Annotated in this window: 16 protein-coding genes; 14 read left to right on the plus strand and 2 right to left on the minus strand. The window is 71.5% G+C overall.

What is annotated here, in order from left to right; all coding sequences use genetic code 11:
• Positions 1-26: 26 nt before the first annotated feature.
• The 4 genes from JX575_RS09280 to mshC all read left to right on the plus strand — a co-directional run bounded on the left by JX575_RS09280 (position 27) and on the right by mshC (position 3,412).
• Entirely contained in the window at positions 27-749 is a 723-nt protein-coding gene (locus JX575_RS09280) for a histidine phosphatase family protein (protein ID WP_186342136.1), read from the plus strand.
• A gap of 10 nt (positions 750-759) precedes the next feature.
• A complete protein-coding gene (locus tag JX575_RS09285) occupies positions 760-1,344 on the plus strand; it encodes a DUF3090 domain-containing protein (RefSeq protein WP_186342137.1) in 585 nt (194 codons plus the stop codon).
• Positions 1,334-2,110 (plus strand): SCO1664 family protein, encoded by a 777-nt coding sequence (locus tag JX575_RS09290; RefSeq protein ID WP_241005402.1) that lies wholly within the window; start codon positions 1,334-1,336, stop codon positions 2,108-2,110. The genes JX575_RS09285 and JX575_RS09290 overlap by 11 nt, the downstream gene beginning before the upstream one ends.
• 63 nt (positions 2,111-2,173) lie before the next feature.
• Entirely contained in the window at positions 2,174-3,412 is a 1,239-nt protein-coding gene (gene mshC, locus JX575_RS09295; protein WP_186342138.1) for a cysteine--1-D-myo-inosityl 2-amino-2-deoxy-alpha-D-glucopyranoside ligase, read from the plus strand.
• A gap of 32 nt (positions 3,413-3,444) precedes the next feature.
• On the opposite strand, the gene JX575_RS09300 is transcribed toward mshC, so the two are convergent.
• Positions 3,445-4,290 carry a PAC2 family protein gene (locus tag JX575_RS09300; RefSeq protein WP_186342139.1) on the minus strand — a complete coding sequence of 282 codons (846 nt, stop codon included), beginning with the start codon at positions 4,288-4,290 and terminating at the stop codon, positions 3,445-3,447.
• Positions 4,291-4,433: 143 nt separating this feature from the next.
• Between JX575_RS09300 and metH the strand changes: the two genes are divergently transcribed.
• Complete coding sequence (gene metH, locus JX575_RS09305) at positions 4,434-8,210, plus strand: methionine synthase (RefSeq protein WP_277395320.1); 3,777 nt, start codon at positions 4,434-4,436, stop codon at positions 8,208-8,210.
• A gap of 52 nt (positions 8,211-8,262) precedes the next feature.
• Here metH and JX575_RS09310 read toward each other — a convergent pair whose 3' ends face one another.
• Positions 8,263-9,684, minus strand: a complete 1,422-nt coding sequence (locus JX575_RS09310; RefSeq protein ID WP_186342140.1) for an SLC13 family permease — start codon at positions 9,682-9,684, stop codon at positions 8,263-8,265.
• A 242-nt stretch (positions 9,685-9,926) separates the two neighbouring features.
• On the opposite strand from JX575_RS09310, the gene JX575_RS09315 reads away from it, so the two are divergent.
• The 9 genes from JX575_RS09315 to JX575_RS09355 all read left to right on the plus strand — a co-directional run bounded on the left by JX575_RS09315 (position 9,927) and on the right by JX575_RS09355 (position 18,970).
• Positions 9,927-10,739, plus strand: coding sequence for a transporter substrate-binding domain-containing protein (locus JX575_RS09315; protein WP_186342141.1), 813 nt, complete (start codon positions 9,927-9,929; stop codon positions 10,737-10,739).
• 4 nt (positions 10,740-10,743) lie between these two features.
• Positions 10,744-11,397 (plus strand): amino acid ABC transporter permease, encoded by a 654-nt coding sequence (locus tag JX575_RS09320; RefSeq protein ID WP_186342142.1) that lies wholly within the window; start codon positions 10,744-10,746, stop codon positions 11,395-11,397.
• Between the two features lie 5 nt (positions 11,398-11,402).
• The gene (locus JX575_RS09325; protein ID WP_186342143.1) at positions 11,403-12,173 is read left to right on the plus strand and encodes an amino acid ABC transporter ATP-binding protein; all 771 of its coding nucleotides are present in this window, start codon (positions 11,403-11,405) and stop codon (positions 12,171-12,173) included.
• Positions 12,174-12,218: 45 nt separating this feature from the next.
• Positions 12,219-12,929, plus strand: coding sequence for an HAD family phosphatase (locus JX575_RS09330; protein WP_241005403.1), 711 nt, complete (start codon positions 12,219-12,221; stop codon positions 12,927-12,929).
• A 99-nt stretch (positions 12,930-13,028) separates the two neighbouring features.
• Entirely contained in the window at positions 13,029-14,696 is a 1,668-nt protein-coding gene (locus JX575_RS09335; protein WP_206054571.1) for an ABC transporter substrate-binding protein, read from the plus strand.
• A gap of 92 nt (positions 14,697-14,788) precedes the next feature.
• On the plus strand, positions 14,789-15,799 hold the full coding sequence (locus JX575_RS09340; protein ID WP_186342145.1) for an ABC transporter permease: 1,011 nt from the start codon (positions 14,789-14,791) through the stop codon (positions 15,797-15,799).
• A gap of 5 nt (positions 15,800-15,804) precedes the next feature.
• A complete protein-coding gene (locus JX575_RS09345; RefSeq protein ID WP_241005404.1) occupies positions 15,805-16,809 on the plus strand; it encodes an ABC transporter permease in 1,005 nt (334 codons plus the stop codon).
• Between the two features lie 5 nt (positions 16,810-16,814).
• Positions 16,815-17,834, plus strand: coding sequence for an ABC transporter ATP-binding protein (locus JX575_RS09350; RefSeq protein ID WP_186342146.1), 1,020 nt, complete (start codon positions 16,815-16,817; stop codon positions 17,832-17,834).
• On the plus strand, positions 17,831-18,970 hold the full coding sequence (locus tag JX575_RS09355; protein ID WP_186342147.1) for an oligopeptide/dipeptide ABC transporter ATP-binding protein: 1,140 nt from the start codon (positions 17,831-17,833) through the stop codon (positions 18,968-18,970). The genes JX575_RS09350 and JX575_RS09355 overlap by 4 nt, the downstream gene beginning before the upstream one ends.
• The last annotated feature ends 2 nt before the right edge of the window (positions 18,971-18,972 follow it).

An 18,972-nucleotide genomic window follows, 5' to 3' on the forward strand; every position in this document is an offset into this window, starting at 1 on the left:
AGGCTAGTCCCACTAGCCTCGGGTGCATGCCCACCGTGATCCTCGTGCGCCACGGCCGGTCGACGGCCAACGCGACCGGCGTCCTGGCCGGACGACAGCCCGGCGTCCACCTCGACGAGACCGGACTGCGGCAGGCGGTCGCGGTCGGCGAGCGGTTGGCGGGCGTACGCCTCGCCGCGGCGGTGACCAGCCCGCTCGAGCGGTGCCGCGAGACGTGTCGCGAGATCACCCGGCGCCAGGCGAGCCCGCTGCGCGCGGGCACCGACAAGCAGCTGTCCGAGTGCGACTACGGCGACTGGCAGGGGCGTCCCCTCAAGGACCTCGCCAAGGAGAGGCTCTGGACGACCGTCCAGGCCCAGCCGTCGGCGGCGACGTTCCCGGGCGGGGAGTCGATGCGGGCGATGCAGGACCGAGCGGTGGCCGCAGTCCGGCGCCACGACGCGCGGGTCGCGGCCGAGCACGGCGAGGACGCCGTGTGGGTCGCGGTGAGCCACGGCGACGTCATCAAGTCCATCCTCGCCGACGCGCTGGGCACCCACCTCGACCTCTTCCAGCGCATCCACGTCGACCCGGCCTCGGTGTCGGTCGTGCGCTACACCGAGTCGCGTCCCTTCGTCATCGGCACCAACACCCATGCCGGCGACCTCGCCTGGCTGACCCCGCCGCCGAAGTCACGGCGAGCCCCGCGGGGCCGACGCGCGGACGCCGAGGTGGGTGGAGGCGCAGGCCCCCAGACGGACGGGTCCTAGGGTGAGTGACATGCCCGTCGTGCACCGCTTCGACCCGCCCGAGCGCTTCGTCGCCGGCACCGTTGGCGAGCCCGGCCAGCGGACGTTCTTCCTCCAGGCGCGTGACGGCGCGCGGCTGGTGAGCGTCTCGCTGGAGAAGCAGCAGGTGCAGGCGCTCGCCGAGCGCATCGACGAGCTGCTCGACGAGCTGATGCGGGCCGTCGGGGGAGACGTGCTCATCCCGGCGATCGCCCCGCGGGACATGACCGACACCCAGCCCCTCGAGCAGCCGATCGAGGAGGAGTTCCGCGCCGGCACGATGACGCTGTCGTGGGACGGCGCCGCCGAGCGCGTGGTGATCGAGGTGTTCCCGTTCACCGAGGCCGCGGTGGTCTCGCCCGAGCAGCTCCAGGAGGGCCTCGAGGAGCTGCTCGAGCCCGATCCGGAGGAGATCTTCCTGGTCCGCCTCACCGCCGCCGCCGCCCGTTCGTTCGTGGAGAGGGCGCTGTCGGTGATCGGCGCCGGTCGCCCCGACTGCCCGTTCTGCGGGGAGCCCGTCGACCCGGACGGGCACCTGTGCGTGCGTGCCAACGGCTTCCGGCGCCGTGATCCCTGACCTGCCCGAGGGCTTCCCCACCGGGGAGCTGACGCTCCACGGACGGGTGCTGCCGGCCTCCAACGCGACCTTCGTCGGCGAGGTCGACGGCGTGCGGGTGGTCTACAAGCCGATCGCGGGGGAGCGGCCTCTCTGGGACTTCCCCGACGGCACGCTGGCCGCGCGCGAGGTGGCTGCGTACGCCGTCTCGGAGGCGCTGGGCTGGGACGTCGTGCCGCCCACGGTCCTGCGCGAGGGGCCGCACGGGCCTGGCATGGTGCAGCTGTGGCGCGACGAGGTGCCTGACGCCTCGCCCGTCGACATCGTCGGCGAGGGGGAGGTGCCGCCCGGCTACCGCCACGTCTTCGACGGCCTCGACGCCCACGACCGGGCCGTGTCGCTGGTGCACGAGGACAGCGACCCCCTGCGCCGCATGGCGCTCTTCGACGTGGTCGTCAACAACGCCGACCGCAAGGGCGGACACGTCCTCCCCATGCCCGACGGGCACCGCCACGGCGTCGACCACGGGTTGACCTTCCACGTGGAGCACAAGCTGCGCACCGTGCTGTGGGGCTTCGTCGGCGAGCCGATCAGCCCCGACGAGGCCGACGGCCTGCGCCGACTCGCTGCCGCGCTCGACGGCGCGCTCGGGGCTGTCCTCTCGGGCCTCCTGGTCGACGACGAGGTGGCGACCACCGTGCGGCGGGTCGCCCGGCTCCTCGCCGCGGGCGAGTTCCCCGGCCCCGCGTCGTCGGCGTACCCCGTCATCCCCTGGCCGCCGTTCTGAGCCGAGCAGCCCCGACAGAGGCGCGCCGCGGGCCGCTCACGACCGGCGGATAGGCTGCGCGGCATGCGCGCCTGGTCGTCCCCCGACGTTCCCATCCTGCCCGTGACGGGCCCCGTCGTGCGGGTGCACGACACGGCGAGCGACTCCCTGGTCGAGACCCGGCCCGACGGTGCGGCGCGGATGTACGTCTGCGGCATCACCCCCTACGACGCCACCCACATGGGCCACGCCGCCACCTACGTGGGCTTCGACCTGCTCAACCGTGCGTGGCGCAACGCCGGGCACGAGGTGAGCTACGTCCAGAACGTCACCGACGTCGACGACCCGCTGCTCGAGCGCGCCGCGAAGGTCGGGGTCGACTGGGCAGATCTCGCCCTGCGCGAGACCCAGCTGTTCCGGGAGGACATGGAGGCCCTGCGGGTCCTGCCGCCGGCCCACTACACCGGAGCGGTCGAGTCGATCCCCGAGGTCGTCGCGCTGATCCAGCGCCTCGGCGAGGCCGGCGCGGTCTACCGCGTCGAGGACGACCTCTACTTCTCGGTCGGCGCCGACGACACGTTCGGCTCGGTGTCGCGCCTCGACCGCGACGCCATGCTCGCGATCTTCGCCGAGCGCGGCGGCGACCCCGACCGCGAGGGCAAGAAGGACCCGCTCGACTGCGTGCTGTGGCGTGCCGAGCGTCCGGGCGAGCCCTCGTGGGACAGCCCGTGGGGTCCGGGCCGACCGGGCTGGCACGTCGAGTGCTCCGCGATCGCGCTCGACCACCTCGGCGCCGCGTTCGACGTCCAGGGCGGCGGCAGCGACCTGGCCTTCCCGCACCACGAGATGTCGGCGGGTCACGCCCAGGTTGCGCACCCCGGTGAGCCGTTCGCCCGGGCCTACGCCCACGCCGGCATGGTCGCCTACGACGGCGAGAAGATGTCGAAGTCGCGCGGCAACCTCGTCTTCGTCTCCGCGCTCCGCAGGAGCGACGTCGACCCGATGGCGATCCGCCTCGCGCTGCTGCGCCACCACTACCGCAGTGACTGGGAGTGGACCGACGACCAGCTGTGGGACGCCGTCGACACCCTCGGCACCTGGCGCCGGGCACTGGCGCTGGGCGCCGGCGCACCCTCGGCGCCCGTCGTCACCGCCGTCCTCGATGCGCTGGCCGACGACCTCGACGCGCCGTCGGCGGTCGCCGCCGTGCAGGAGTGGGTCGAGTCGACGCTCGGCACCACCGGGCTCGCCGACACCTCTGACCCGGAGGCCGCGGCGACCGTGCACCGCCTCCTCGACGCCGCGCTCGGCCTGTCGCTCTGACGTACGCCGCGCGCGGCGCCCGGTCAGTCGGGTCAGTCGGTGTCGCGGCGCTTGAGGTAGCGCTCGAACTCCCGGGCGATCGCCTCGCCCGACGCCTCGGGGAGGTCGGCGGTGTCACGGGTCTCCTCGAGCGCCCTGACGTAGTCGGCGACGTCCTCGTCCTCCGCGGCGAGCTCGTCGACACCGCGCTCCCACGCCTTGGCGTCGTCGGCGAGGTCGCCGATGGGCATCGGGGCCTGGAGCAGCTCCTCGAGCCGGCCGAGCAGCGCGAGGGTCGCCTTGGGGCAGGGCGGCTGGGCGACGTAGTGGGGGACCGCCGCCCAGTAGGAGACGGCCGGGATGTCGAGCTGGGTGCAGGCGTCGTTGAAGACCCCGACGATGCCGGTCGGGCCCTCGTAGGTCGACTGCTCGAGCGCGAGGCGGTCGACCAGCTCGGGCTCGCTCGCGGTGCCGGTGACCGGGATGGGCCGGGTGTGCGGCGTGTCGGCGAGCAGGGCGCCGAGCGTCACGACGAGCTCGGCGCCGAGGTCGTCGCACGCGGCGAGCAGCTCGGCGCAGAACTGGCGCCACTTCATGTTGGGCTCGATGCCGCGCACCAGGATGACGTCGCGGTCGAGCTCGGCCGGGCGGGCGACGGCGATGCGGGTGGTGGGCCAGCTGAGCCGGCGGTGCCCGTGGGGGTCGGTGCTGATGATCGGGCGGTTGACCTGGAAGTCGTAGAACTCCTCGGGGTCGATGGCCCCGATGACCTCGGCCCTCCACTGCTCGATGAGGTGGTCCACGAGACCGGACGCCGCGTCGGCGGCGTCGTTCCAGCCCTCGAAGGCGGCGATCACCACGGGGGAGACCAGGTCCTGCACGTCGTCGAACTCGATCACCACTCCAGCCTAGGGCCCGTCCCCAGCGCGTCCGTCGTGATTTCGCCGCCCGACGCGCCGGTGCCACCATGTGGGAACCCGGTCCGCCTGTCGGACGCCGTTCCTAGGCTGGTGTCACCGCCACCCGAGAGGAGCCACGCACCGTGGAGCCACAGCACCGTCCTGACGCCACCGCCGCCCTGACGGCGATCCTGAGCGAGCGGATCATGGTGCTGGACGGCGCGATGGGCACGGCGATCCAGCGCGACCGTCCCGATGAGGCGGGCTACCGCGGCGAGCGCTTCGCCGACCACCCCAGCGACCTGGTCGGCAACAACGACCTGCTGACGCTCACGCAGCCCCAGCTGATCCGCGCGATCCACGAGGACTACCTCGGCGCCGGGGCCGACATCATCGAGACCAACACCTTCAACGCCAACGCGATCTCGCTGTCCGACTACGGCCTCGAGGACCTCGCCTACGAGCTCAACCTCGAGTCCGCCCGGCTGGCGCGCCAGGCCGCCGACGCGGTCTCGACCGACGACCGGCCGCGCTGGGTCGCCGGAGCGCTGGGCCCGACCACCCGCACGGCGTCGATCTCGCCCGACGTCAACGACCCGGGGGCCCGCAACGTCTCCTTCGACCAGCTCGCCGACGCCTATCTGACCGCCGCCCGCGGCCTGGTCGACGGCGGTGCCGACCTGCTGATGATCGAGACGATCTTCGACACGCTCAACGCCAAGGCCGCGATCTTCGCGGTCGAGACGCTCTTCGAGGAGCAGGGCCGCCGCTGGCCGGTGATCATCTCGGGCACCATCACCGACGCCTCGGGGCGCACCCTGTCGGGCCAGGTCACCGAGGCGTTCTGGGACTCCGTGCGCCACGCCCGCCCGCTGGCCGTCGGCCTCAACTGCGCGCTCGGCGCGCGCGACATGCGCCCCTACGTCGCCGAGCTGTCCCGCCTGGCCGACTCCTTCGTGAGCGTCTACCCCAACGCCGGGCTGCCCAACGCGTTCGGCGAGTACGACGAGACGCCCGACCAGACCGCGGCGGTGCTCGCCGAGTTCGCCGAGGCCGGCTTCCTCAACCTGGTCGGTGGCTGCTGCGGCACCACCCCCGAGCACATCGCCGCCATCGCGGGCGCGGTGGCGGACAAGACCCGCCGCGAGCCCGTGGAGCACCAGCCGGTCATGCGGCTGGCCGGGCTCGAGCCGTTGACGATCACCGACGAGAGCCTGTTCGTCAACGTCGGCGAGCGCACCAACATCACCGGGTCGGCCCGCTTCCGCAAGCTGATCAAGGACGGCGACTACGACGCCGCGCTCAGCGTGGCGGCCCAGCAGGTCGAGGCCGGTGCGCAGGTCATCGACGTCAACATGGACGAGGGCATGATCGACGGGGTCGCGGCGATGGACCGCTTCCTCAAGCTGATCGCCGCCGAGCCCGACATCAGCCGCGTCCCGGTGATGGTCGACTCCTCCAAGTGGGAGGTCATCGAGGCCGGGCTCAAGTGCGTGCAGGGCAAGCCCATCGTCAACTCCATCTCCATGAAGGAGGGCGAGGAGGCGTTCCGCGACCACGCGCGGCTGTGCCGCAAGTACGGCGCGGCGGTGGTGGTGATGGCGTTCGACGAGGACGGCCAGGCCGACAACCTCGCGCGCCGCAAGGCGATCTGCGAGCGGGCCTACCGGATCCTCGTCGACGAGGTCGGCTTCCCGCCCGAGGACATCATCTTCGACCCCAACGTCTTCGCCGTCGCCACGGGCATCGAGGAGCACGCCACCTACGGCGAGGACTTCATCGAGGCGACCCGCTGGATCAAGCACCACCTCCCCGGGGCCAAGGTCAGCGGCGGCATCTCCAACGTGTCGTTCTCCTTCCGCGGCAACGGCCCCGTGCGCGAGGCGATCCACGCGGTCTTCCTGTTCCACGCGATCCGAGCCGGGCTCGACATGGGCATCGTCAACGCCGGTGCGCTGGTCGTCTACGACGAGGTCGACCCCGAGCTGCGCGAGCGCATCGAGGACGTCGTGCTCAACCGCCGCCCCGACGCCGCCGAGCGCCTGCTCGAGATCGCCGAGCGCTTCAACGTCGCTGCAGGCGCCGTCGAGGTGACCGAGGACGAGTGGCGCGGCCTGCCGCTGCGCGAGCGGATCACCCACGCCCTGGTCAAGGGCATCGACGCCCACGTCGAGGCCGACACCGAGGCGCTGCGGGCCGAGATCGCCGCGGCCGGCGGGCGTCCGATCGAGGTGATCGAGGGTCCGCTGATGGACGGCATGAACGTCGTCGGCGACCTGTTCGGCGCGGGCAAGATGTTCCTCCCGCAGGTGGTCAAGAGCGCGCGCGTGATGAAGAAGGCCGTGGCCTACCTGATCCCCTACATCGAGGAGGAGAAGGTCAAGGACCCCGCGCTGGCGGCGCAGAAGGAGACCAACGGCACCATCGTCATGGCGACGGTGAAGGGCGACGTCCACGACATCGGCAAGAACATCGTCGGCGTGGTGCTGCAGTGCAACAACTACGAGGTCATCGACCTCGGCGTGATGGTGCCCGCCCAGAAGATCCTCGACGCGGCGCAGGAGCACGACGCCGACATCATCGGGCTCTCCGGGCTGATCACCCCCTCGCTCGACGAGATGGTCAGCTTCGCCTCCGAGATGCAGCGCGTCGGCCTCGACCTGCCGCTCCTCATCGGCGGCGCGACGACCTCGCGGGCCCACACCGCGGTCAAGATCGACCAGAAGTACGACGGCCCCGTGGTCTGGGTCAAGGACGCCTCGCGCTCGGTGCCCACCGCCGCCGCGCTGCTCAGCCCGACCCGCCGCGACAAGCTGATGGCCGACGTCCAGGCCGACTTCGACTCCCTCCGCACGCGCCACGCGGCCAAGAACGACCGCCCGCTCGTGACGCTGGAGCAGGCCCGCGCCAACGCCACGCCCCTCGACTGGTCCGACTACCACCCGCCCAAGCCGCACATGCTGCTCCAGCAGGACCACGACGTGTCGCCGTTCACCGGCACCGCCGTCACCCAGCACGTACGCGTGATCCGCGACCAGGACCTCACGACCCTGCGCCGCTACATCGACTGGCAGCCGTTCTTCAACGCGTGGGAGATGAAGGGCGCCTTCCCCGACATCCTCAACAACCCGAGCTCCGGCCCCGCCGCGCGCAGGCTCTACGACGACGCGCAGGCGATGCTCGACCGGCTCATCGAGGAGAAGTGGATCCGCGCCCACGGCGTGGTCGGGTTCTTCCCCGCCAACGCGGTGGGCGACGACGTCGAGCTCTACCTCGACGGCGACCGCAGCCGGGTCCACGCCACGCTGCACCACCTGCGCCAGCAGGGGCGGCACCGCGACGGCGTGCCCAACCGCTCGCTCGCCGACTACGTCGCGCCCAAGGAGACCGGCCTGCGCGACCACGTCGGCGCCTTCGCGGTGACCGCCGGCGACGGCCTCGCGGAGCGGGTTGCGGCCTTCCGCGACGAGCTCGACGACTACAACGCGATCCTGCTCGAGTCGCTCGGCGACCGGCTGGCGGAGGCGTTCGCCGAGCGCCTCCACGAGCGCGTGCGCAAGGAGCTGTGGGGCTACGCGCCCGACGAGCACCTCGACAACGTCGGGCTGATCAAGGAGCAGTACGACGGCATCCGCCCCGCCCCGGGCTACCCCGCTTGCCCCGAGCACACCGAGAAGCGCACCCTCTGGGAGCTCCTCGACGTCGAGGAGCACACCGGGATCACGCTCACCGAGTCGATGGCCATGTGGCCGGGCGCCTCGGTCAGCGGCTTCTACCTCTCCCACCCGCAGTCGCAGTACTTCGTGGTGGGCCGCCTGGCCCGCGACCAGGTCGCCGACTACGCCGAGCGCAAGGGCTGGACCCTCGCCGAGGCCGAGCGCTGGCTCTCGCCCAACCTGGGCTACGACCCCGAGGACTGACCCCGAGGACTGACCCCGAGGACCGACCCGTCGGGCGACCGGGGGGCGCCCCTCAGAGCACCACGGCCGCCAGCATCACCAGCGGCAGCGAGACCACCGAGGCGACCGACGTGACGAGCGTCAGCGTCTTGAGGGTGCCCTTGGTCGACAGGCCGAGCAGCGACTTGAACATCCAGAAGAAGTTGCTGTTGACCTGCAGCGCGAACATCGCGCCCGACGCGATCGCGAGGCCGATCACGATGGGGGAGACGGTCAGCGAGTCGAGGATCGGGGCGATGATGCCGGCGGCCGTGATCGCGGCCACCGACACCGAGCCGATCGCCAGGTGCAGCACCGCGGCGATGAACCACGCCAGCAGGATGCTCAGCACGACCGGCGCGCCCGCGTCGGCCTGGAACAGGTCGCCCAGCACGCTGTCGAGCCCGGTGGCCTCGATGACGGCGCCGAGCGAGCCGCCGACACCGGTGATCAGCAGGATCTCGCCGGTGGTGTGGAAGCCGTCCTCCATGGCCTCGTTGGTGTGCTCGCCGCCCGAGGAGGCGCGGGACAGGGCGTAGGCCCCGAGCAGGCCGAGGAAGAGCGCGATGTTGGCGTCGCCGAGGAAGGCGATGAAGGTGGTGGACCAGCCGCCGAGCTCCGCGAACGCCCCGAGCGCGATCAGCAGCAGCGGCACCACGATCGGCAGCATGAGCACCGCGAGCGGCAGGCGGCGTACGCCCTCCTTCGCCTCGGCGGCAGCGGCCTCCGACTCCCGCTGGGCCAGTGCCTCCCGCGCCGTGCCGGCCTCACCGGTGAGGTAGGCCCGGTCGGCGGCCTCCTGCTCGGCCATCGCCTCGTCGAGCTCCTCGTCGGTCTCGGGCTTCCAGAAGCCGCCGGCGGCGAACAACAGGCGCATCAGCAGGGTGGACACCAGCGCCGTCACGAGGCCGATCACGACCCCGTACACGAGCCAGTCACCGAGGCGGATGTCGAGGAGCCCGGCGATCGAGATCGCGGCCAGGCCGGGGATGACGAAGACGTAGCCGGCGAAGATCCCGCAGCCCAGCGCCGAGGCGAGCACCGGAAGGCCCACCTTGCCGACGAACGGCGACGCCGAACGGGCCACCGGCGCGGCGAGGACGACCTGCACGTCGACGTAGATCGACGGCATGACCACCGCCAGCATCGAGCTCAGCGCGTAGGGCAGCCGTCCCGAGCCGACCTTCTGCACGAGCAGCGCGACGAGGCGACGGAAGGCGCCCGTGGAGTGCAGCAGCGCCCCGATGAGCACCCCGAAGCCGATCAGCAGCCCGACCTCGGCCATGATCCCGCCGAAGCCGGTCGTGATCGCCTCGACCGTGCCGGCGAAGCCGACCCCGCCCGCGAGCCCGAGGTAGAGCGAGCCGAGGATCAGCGAGATCACCGGGTCGATGCGTCCCTTGATGATCAGGGCGACGACCAGGACGATCGCGATGGCGGTGTGCAGGGCGACCATGGTTCTCCCGATGACAGCGGCCCGAGACGCTCCCGAGTGCCCCCTGTCTACCGCTGACGGCGGGAGTTCGCCAGAGGCTGTCCGGAGGCCCAGCACGCCGGGATCAGGCCCGGATCCCGGCCGGATGCCGACAGGGGGCGTCGCCGACGCTCTCGCGACTGGCGCTACCCTCGTGCGCCTGACCGAAGCGAGACTCTCGGCCCCACGACCGCGTGGGGTGGCCGAACGGAGGCAGGACGACGATGAACAAGCTCCCGCGCAGGATGACCGACCGACGGCGGACGGGGGCCATCGCGGCCCTCGCGACGGCTGCCCTGATGACCCTCGCCGCGTGCGGCGACGACGGCGGCGACGCGGCCTCCGACGAGCCCCGCCTGATCAACGACGGCGAGCTGGTCATCGCCATGAGCGGCGAGTTCCAGCCGTTCAGCTACTTCGAGGACAACGAGCTCACCGGCTTCGACTACGACATCGGCGTCGCGATCGCCGAGGAGATGGGCCTCGAGCCCAAGACCGAGACCGGCGCCTTCGACACCCTCATCCAGGGCGTGAAGAGCCAGCGCTACGACGTGCTCATCGCGTCGATGACGCCGACCGAGGAGCGCGACCGGGCCGTCGACTTCACCGACAGCTACTACACCTCCGGCGCGACGATGTTCGTCGCCCAGGACAGCGACTGCGAGGACCCGCGGGAGATGGACTCCCCCAAGGTTGGGGTCGCGTCCGGCACGACCTACCAGACCTTCCTCGAGGACGAGGGCCTCGCAGGCGAGGTGGTGACCTTCACCTCGGACGTCACCGCCCTCCAGGACGTCGACGCGGGACGACTCGACGGCGCGATGACCGACCGGCTCGTCGGGCTCTACCAGATCGACCGCGCCGAGCGCGACCTGCGCGCGTGCGGCGACCCGCTCTACAGCGAGGAGCCCGCGTTCGCGGTGGACGAGGGCAACACCGCGCTCGTCGACGAGCTCAACGATGCCTTGGCCGCCATCAAGGACGACGGCACCTACGCCGAGATCAGCGAGAAGTGGTTCGGACAGGACATCTCCTGACGCCATGAGCTTCCTCGACCACCTCGTCGACACGGCGCCGGTCTTCCTCGACGCCACGTGGATCACGCTGCGGCTCACCGCCACGGCGCTCGTGTTCGCCCTGCTCCTCGGCTCCGTGGTGGCGGCGATGTCCATGAGCGGGGTCGCGGTCCTGCGCTGGATCGCGACCGGGTTCATCGGGCTCATCCGCGGCACGCCGCTGATCGCCCAGATCTTCGTCCTCTACTTCGGCATCGCCGAGATCGTCACGCTGGACAAGTTCTGGGCGGGAGCGATCGCGCTCGGAGTCCACAACGCGGCCTACATCGCCGAGATCATCCGCTCCGGCTTCCAGTCCGTCCCCAAGGGACTCGACGAGGCGTCCAGGTCGCTGGGGATGTCGCGGCTCAAGACGCTGCGCCGGGTGCGCGCCCCGCTCGCGCTGCGGGCGATCCTCCCGGTGCTCGGCAGCCAGTTCATCATCGCGGTGAAGGACTCCTCCCTGGTGGCGTTCATCGGCCTGCAGGAGCTCTTCCTCAGCGCGCGCAACGAGGCGGCGGCCACCTACGAGCCGCTGACGATGTACCTCATCGTCTCCCTCTACTACCTGGCCATCGTGCTCGCGCTCACCTTCGTGGTGAACCGCCTCGAGCACCGACTCAGCGCCCACCGGAGGTGAGCGGCATGACCAGCCCCGAGACGTCCGCGCCCCAGGGGGGCGAGCTCGTCGTCGAGATGCGCGACATCCTCAAGTCCTACGGCGACACCGTGGTGCTCGAGGGGGTCGACCTCGACGTGCACCGAGGCGAGGTCGTGGTGCTCATCGGCCCGTCCGGCGCCGGCAAGAGCACCCTGCTGCGGTGCATCAACGGTCTCGAGCGCATCCAGGGCGGCACCATCCGGTTCGCCGGGGAGGAGCTGTCCTACCAGGAGAAGGAGCTCAACCGCGCCCGCAGCCGGATCGGCATGGTCTTCCAGTCCTTCAACCTCTTCCCGCACCTCAAGGTCATCGACAACGTGACGATGGCCCAGGTCGACGTGCTCGGCCGGTCCCGGGCCGAGGCGCGGGCCCGGGCGGTGGAGCTGCTCGAGCGGGTCGGCCTGCCCGACAAGGTGGACGCCTACCCGGACCGGCTCTCGGGTGGCCAGCAGCAGCGGGTGGCCATCGCCCGGGCGCTCGCCATGCATCCCGAGCTGATGCTCTTCGACGAGCCGACCTCGGCGCTCGACCCCGAGCTGGTCGGCGAGGTGCTGCAGGTGATGCGCTCGCTGGCCGACGACGGGATGACGATGGTCGTGGTGACCCACGAGATGCGCTTCGCCCGCCGGGCCGCCGACCGCGTCGTGCTGATGGCCGATCGCGGGATCGCCGAGCAGGGCACCCCGGAGCAGGTGCTCGAACGTCCCACGAGCGAGCGTGGCCGGGCCTTCCTGGCCGAGCTCACCGAGGGCTGACCCGCGACGGGTCGGCCCGGCGCCGCGTGGGACGATGTGCCCGTGATGCCGGCAGCTGTCCTGTGGGACATGGACGGGACCCTCGTCGACACCGAGCCCTACTGGATCGACACCGAGTACGCCCTCGCGCAGAGGTGCGGCGGCACGTGGTCGCAGGAGCACGCGCTCAACCTCGTCGGGCGCGCGCTGCTCGACTCGGGCGCCTACATCCGCGAGCACATGGGCATCGACCGGACCCCCGAGCAGATCGTCGACGAGCTGCTCGACGGCGTGGTGGCGCGCGTGCAGACCCAGGTGCCGTGGCGTCCCGGCGCCCGCGAGCTGCTGGCCGACCTGCGCGAGAGCGGCGTCCCGTGCGCGCTGGTGACCATGTCGTGGCAGCGCTTCGTCGACCCCATCCTGGCCCAGCTCCCGCCGGGCACGTTCGACAGCATCGTCGTCGGCGACCGGGTCACGCAGGGCAAGCCGCACCCGGAGCCCTACCTCACCGCTGCCGCCGACCTGGGCCTGGCGCCGGGCGACTGCCTGGCCATCGAGGACTCCGACACCGGAGCCACGTCGGCCGTCGCAGCCGGTTGCACGGTTCTCTGCGTGCCCCACCACGTACCGGTCCCGGCGGGGGAGCGGCGGGTGTTCGCCGAGACGCTCGTCGGGCTCGACGCCGCTCGGCTGGCCGCCCTCGTCGTACGACGCGGACGACGGGGGGCTCGCGGCGGGGTGGCGCTCGACGCGGGCCGCGGCGCCCACCACCTGTGATCCGACCGTGACCATGTCGTTGTGGTCCGGCCCACGTCCGCCGGTCTAGGGTGCGGGACACACCTGATCGAATACCGGACGGAAGGACTCAGGATGTCTGTGAGACGCACCGTGGCGACCTGGACCACGGCGGTCCTGGCGGCCGCCACCCTGGCGAGCTGCGCCGACAGCGAGCGCAACGACGGCGAGAGCGGCGGCAGCGGCAGCGGGGACGACGGCACCTTCGTCTTCGGTGCGGCCGGTGCGCCGGAGATGTTCGACCCCTTCTACGCGACGGACGGCGAGACGTTCCGCGTCACCCGCCAGATGTTCGAGGGCCTGCTCGGCATCGAGCCGGGCAGCGCCGAGGTCGTGCCCGAGCTTGCCACCGACTGGGAGCCCAACGAGGACGGCACCGAGTGGACCTTCACGCTGCGTGACGACGTCACCTTCCACGACGGTGAGCCCTTCAACGCCGAGGCCGTGTGCGCCAACTTCGAGCGGATGTTCGACCAGAACGAGGCCGGGCAGACCGCCGGCGAGTACTGGGGCTACGTCATGGGGGCGTTCGCCAACGACGCGAAGAACTCGCTCTACCGGGGCTGCGAGGCCACCGACGAGTTCGAGGCCGTGGTCTCCATCAGCGGTCCGACGTCCGGCTTCCCGACGATGCTGACCCTCGAGTCGCTCTCGATGCAGTCGCCCAAGGCGCTCGAGGAGGGCGACGCCAACGGCATCGCCGCCGAGGGCGAGGGCTTCAGCTTCCCCGCCTACGCCGACAACCCGGTCGGCACCGGTCCGTTCACCTTCGGTGAGTACGACGAGGCCAACGGCGAGATCACCCTCGAGCGCAACGACGACTACTGGGGTGACAAGGCCAAGGTCAGCGAGCTGGTCTTCCGGGTGATCCCCGACGAGAGCACCCGCCGCCAGGAGCTCGAGGCCGGCAGCATCAACGGCTACGACCTGCCCAACCCGGTCGACTGGGCCGGTCTGGAGGAGGACGGCAACAGCGTCGAGGTGCGCGACCCGTTCAACATCCTCTACCTCGGCTTCAACCCCGAGGCCAACCCGAAGCTCAAGGACCTCAAGGTCCGCCAGGCGCTCTACCACGCCCTCAACCGTGAGCAGCTGGTCCAGACGCAGCTGCCCGAGGGCGCCGCCGTGGCCACGCAGTTCATGCCCGACACGGTGAGCGGCTACAACACCAGCCTCGAGGCCTACCCCTACGACCCCGACGAGGCCGAGCGCCTGCTGCAGGAGGCCGGGGCCGAGGGCCTGGAGCTCACGTTCGCCTACCCGACCGAGGTCAGCCGGCCCTACATGCCGGACCCGGAGAAGATCTTCGAGGCGCTGCGCAGCGACCTCGAGGCCGTGGGCGTCAAGGTCAACGTCAAGACCGCCTCGTGGAACGGCGGCTACCTCGACAACGTCACCGCCGGCCGCTACGACGCCTACATCCTGGGCTGGACCGGCGACTACGACTCCGCGCACAACTTCATCGGCACGTTCTTCGGCAACCTCAAGGAGAACGACTTCGGCACCACCGCCTACCCGTGGGGCAAGCAGCTCGCCGACGACCTCCAGGCCGCCGACGCGATCGTCGACGAGGGCGAGCGCGGCGCGGCGTTCGAGGAGATCAACCGCCAGATCATGGAGGAGTACCTCCCCGGCCTGGCGATCAGCCACTCGCCGCCCGCGCTCGTCGTGGGACCCGGCGTGGACGGCGTGACGCCGAGCCCGCTCACCGCCGAGGAGTTCGACACGGTCGTCGTGGGTGGGAAGTGACCCCCGTCCGCTGACCGATCGACAGTGCACGACGTCCGGGGGCCGTCCCAGCGACGGCCCCCGGACCGTGTCGGCGTGTGTGAGGAGAACGTGTGATCCGCTTCGTCGTACGACGACTGCTGCAGATGTGCCTGGTGGTCCTCGTGCTGTCCGTGCTCGTCTTCGCGTGGTTGCGCTCGCTGCCCGGCGGGCCGGTGTCCGCCATCCTGGGCGAGCGGCAGACGCCCGAGCGGCGCGCCGCCCTCGAGGCGGCGCTCGGGCTCGACCAGCCCCTGCCCGTGCAGTACCTCCGGTTCCTCGAGCGGGCCGTGCAGGGCGACTTCGGCGTCTCCACCAAGGTGCTGCCCGGTGAGGACGCGCTCCAGATCTTCCTCGACCGGCTGCCGGCCACGGTGGAGCTGTCGTTCCTCGCGCTCGCGCTGGCGATCGCCCTCGGCATCCCGCTCGGCTACCTCGCCGCGCGGCGCAAGGGCTCCGTCGTCGACACGGGGGCGGTCATCTTCTCCCTCGTGGGCGTGGCGGTGCCGGTGTTCTTCACCGCCTTCCTCCTCAAGTACTTCTTCGCCGTCGAGTGGAACCTGCTGCCGGTGTCCGGGCGCCAGAGCACCGGCATGGACGCCACCCGGGTGACCGGGATGTTCGTCCTCGACGGGATCCTGACGCGCGAGTGGGACGCCGCGTGGGACGCGCTCAAGCACCTGATCCTGCCGGCGCTGGCGCTGGCCACGATCCCGTTCGCGGTGATCTTCCGCATCACCCGCGCCTCGGTGCTCGACGTGCTCGACGAGGACTACGTGCGCACGGCCGAGGCCAAGGGCCTCACCACCCGCGTGATCCGCGCCCGGCACGTGCTCCGCAACGCCATGCTGCCCGTCGTCACCACCATCGGCCTGCAGGTCGGCGGCCTGCTCGCCGGCGCGGTGCTGACCGAGACCGTCTTCTCCTACCGCGGCATCGGCGAGGCCCTGGCCACCGCCTTCCGCGAGAAGGACTATCCCGTGCTGCAGGTGCTGATCATGGCCGCCGCGGTGATCTACGTCCTCGTCAACCTTCTGGTCGACATGGCCTACGCGGTCATCGACCCCCGGATCAGGACGAGGTGAGCCCCGTGCCCGACCCGACCCCCACCCCGGCCCCCACGAGCCCGACGCCCGAGCGCGCGCCGCGGCGACCGTCGTACGGCCGGATGCGCAGGGACCGCATCGACGCCCTCGCCACGGCGGGCACCGTCGACGACGAGCCCGGCGTCTCCCTCATCCGCAGCGCCTGGAAGCGACTGCGACGCAACCCGATCTTCATCCTCGGGCTCGTGATCACGGTGGCCTTCGTCGTGCTCGCGATCATCTCGCCGTGGCTCGCGCCGTGGGACCCCACCGCGCGGCCGCTGCTCGACAAGGTGCGACCGCAGTCCAACCCCGTGCCGGGCCCCGAGGCCGGCCACCTGCTCGGCGCGGACGACCGCGGGCGCGACCTGCTCTCCCGCCTGCTCGTCGGCAGCCGCCAGACCCTCATCGTGGGCGTGTTCGCCACGCTGTTCGGGCTCATCGGCGGCCTGACGCTCGGCACGATCGCCGGTGCCATCGGCGGCTGGGTCGACGCGGTCGTGATGCGCATCGTCGACGTGATGCTGTCGATCCCGTCGCTGCTCCTGGCCTTCACGGTCGCCTCGCTCGCCCGCGAGCCGAGCCAGTGGACGCTGATCATCGCCATCGCGATCATCCAGGTGCCGGTCTTCGCGCGCCTGCTGCGCGGCTCGATGCTCGCGCAGCGCGGCAGCGACCACGTGCTCGCCGCGCGGTCGCTGGGGGTGCGACCGAGCTCGATCGTGTTCCGCCACATGCTGCCCAACTCGCTCGGACCGGTGATCGTCCAGGCCACGCTCTCGCTGGCCGTGGCGATCGTCGACGCCGCTGCGCTGTCCTTCCTCGGCCTCGGCAACCCCGACCAGCGACAGCCCGAGTGGGGGCAGATGCTCGGCCTCGCCCAGGACTATATCTCCGAGGCCCCGCACCTGGCGTTCTACCCGGCCGGGTGCATCATCGTCGTCGCGCTGGGCTTCACGCTCATGGGGGAGTCCCTCCGCGAGGCGCTCGATCCGAAGTCGAGGAGGTGATCTCGATGACCCAGTCCCTGCACCAGCCCGTTCGCTCGGCGGCGTCCGGCGAGCCGCTGCTCTCCGTGCGCGACCTGCGCGTCACGTTCACCCGGCACGGCGAGCAGCCGTTCCGGGCGGTCGACGGCGTGAGCTTCGACGTCCGCCCCGGACAGACCGTCGGCCTGGTCGGCGAGTCCGGATGCGGAAAGTCGGTCACGTCGCTCGCGATCATGGGCCTGCTGCCCGGCCGCGGCAACACCGTCGAGGGACAGGCGTTCTTCGACGGTGAGGACCTGCTCACGCTGTCGCCGTCGCAGATGCGCGACCGCCGCGGGGCCGACATCGCGATGATCTTCCAGGACCCGCTGTCCTCGCTCAACCCCGTCGTGACGATCGGTCGCCAGGTCACCGAGGTGATGGAGCGCCACCAGGGCCTCAGCCGCAAGGCGGCCACCCCGAAGGCAGCCGACCTGCTCGACCGCGTCGGCATCCCCGACCCCAAGGCCCGGCTGATCAACTACCCCCACCAGCTCAGCGGCGGGATGCGCCAGCGGGCGCTGATCGCGATGGCGCTGGCCTGCAACCCGCGGCTGCTCATCGCCGACGAGCCGACGACCGCCCTCGACGTGACGATCCAGGCCCAGATCCTGGCGCTGCTCAAGGAGCTCGTGGTCGACACCGGCACCGCGCTCGTGATGATCACCCACGACCTCGGCGTCGTCGCCGGGCTGTGCGACGAGGTCAACGTGCTCTACGGCGGCAAGGTCGTCGAGCGTGGCGGTCGCCACGGCCTCTTCGCCCGCCCGCGCCACCCCTACACGGTCGGCCTGCTCCACTCCATCCCGCGCCTCGACGCCCCACGCGGGGAGAAGCTCGACCCCGTCCCGGGGTCGGTCGCCGACAACCTGCCGTGGGACTCCGCGTGCGCGTTCGCCCCGCGCTGCGCCAACCGGGTCGACGTCTGCACCGAGGAGACGCCCCAGTGGGAGGGCGACCAGGTGGTCGGGTTCCGCTGCTTCAACCCCGAGGGAGGCGTCCGATGACGGAGCCGGCACGAGGCACGGGGGAGTCCGACGTCCTCGTCGAGGTCCGTGGCCTCGAGGTGCACTTCCCGATCAAGAGCGGCCTGCTGTTCGACCGCACGGTCGGCCACGTGCGCGCCGTCGACGGCGTCGACCTGGTCATCCGCCGCGGCGAGACCTACGGCCTGGTGGGCGAGTCGGGGTGCGGCAAGTCCACGCTCGGCAAGGCCATCCTCAACCTCGAGCCGCCCACGGCCGGCTCGGTGGTCTTCGACGGCACCGACATCGCCTCGCTCAAGGGCGAGGCGCTGCGGCGCGAGCGCAAGCGCTTCCAGATGGTGTTCCAGGACCCGATGTCGAGCCTCGACCCCCGTCAGACCGTGGAGTCGCTCGTGCTCGAGGGGATGCGCGCCCACGGCATGGCCGACGACAAGGCGAAGACCCACGCCCGCCTCCGCGAGCTGATGTCGGCGGTCGGACTGCCGCCCGCGGCGCTCAGCAAGTACCCCCACGAGTTCTCCGGCGGCCAGCGCCAGCGCATCGGGATCGCCCGGGCCCTGTCCGTGGGACCCGACCTCATCGTCGCCGACGAGCCGGTCAGCGCGCTCGACGTCTCGATCCAGGCGCAGGTCATCAACCTGCTCCAGGACCTCCAGGACGAGCTCGGCCTGACCTACCTGGTGGTCGCCCACGACCTCGCGGTCGTGCGTCACATCAGCGACCGGATCGGCGTGATGTACCTCGGCGGGCTCGTCGAGGAGTCCGGCGCCGCCGAGCTCTACGACGTGCCGCTGCACCCCTACACGCGCGCGCTGATGTCGGCGGTGCCGGTGCCCGACCCGCTGGTCGAGGACTCGCGCGAGCAGATCCTGCTCACCGGCGACCTGCCCTCGCCCGCCAACCCGCCGACCGGGTGCCGCTTCCACACGCGCTGCCCGTGGCGGCAGGAGACGCGCTGCGACACCGAGCGTCCCCAGCTGCGCGTCGTGGAGGTCGAGGGCGCCTCGTCCGACCACCGCGTCGCGTGCCACTTCGCCGAGGAGATCGCCGCGGGCACGATCCAGCCGCACCGCGTCGACGCCGAGCTGGTGACCGAGGGGCTGGGCGCGATCGACGCGGGTCCCACGACGCCTCCCGACGCGTACGTCACGCCCTGACG

Origin of the sequence: Nocardioides sp. zg-1228 (genome assembly GCF_017086465.1) — a bacterium.
Classification (GTDB): Bacteria; Actinomycetota; Actinomycetes; order Propionibacteriales; family Nocardioidaceae; genus Nocardioides.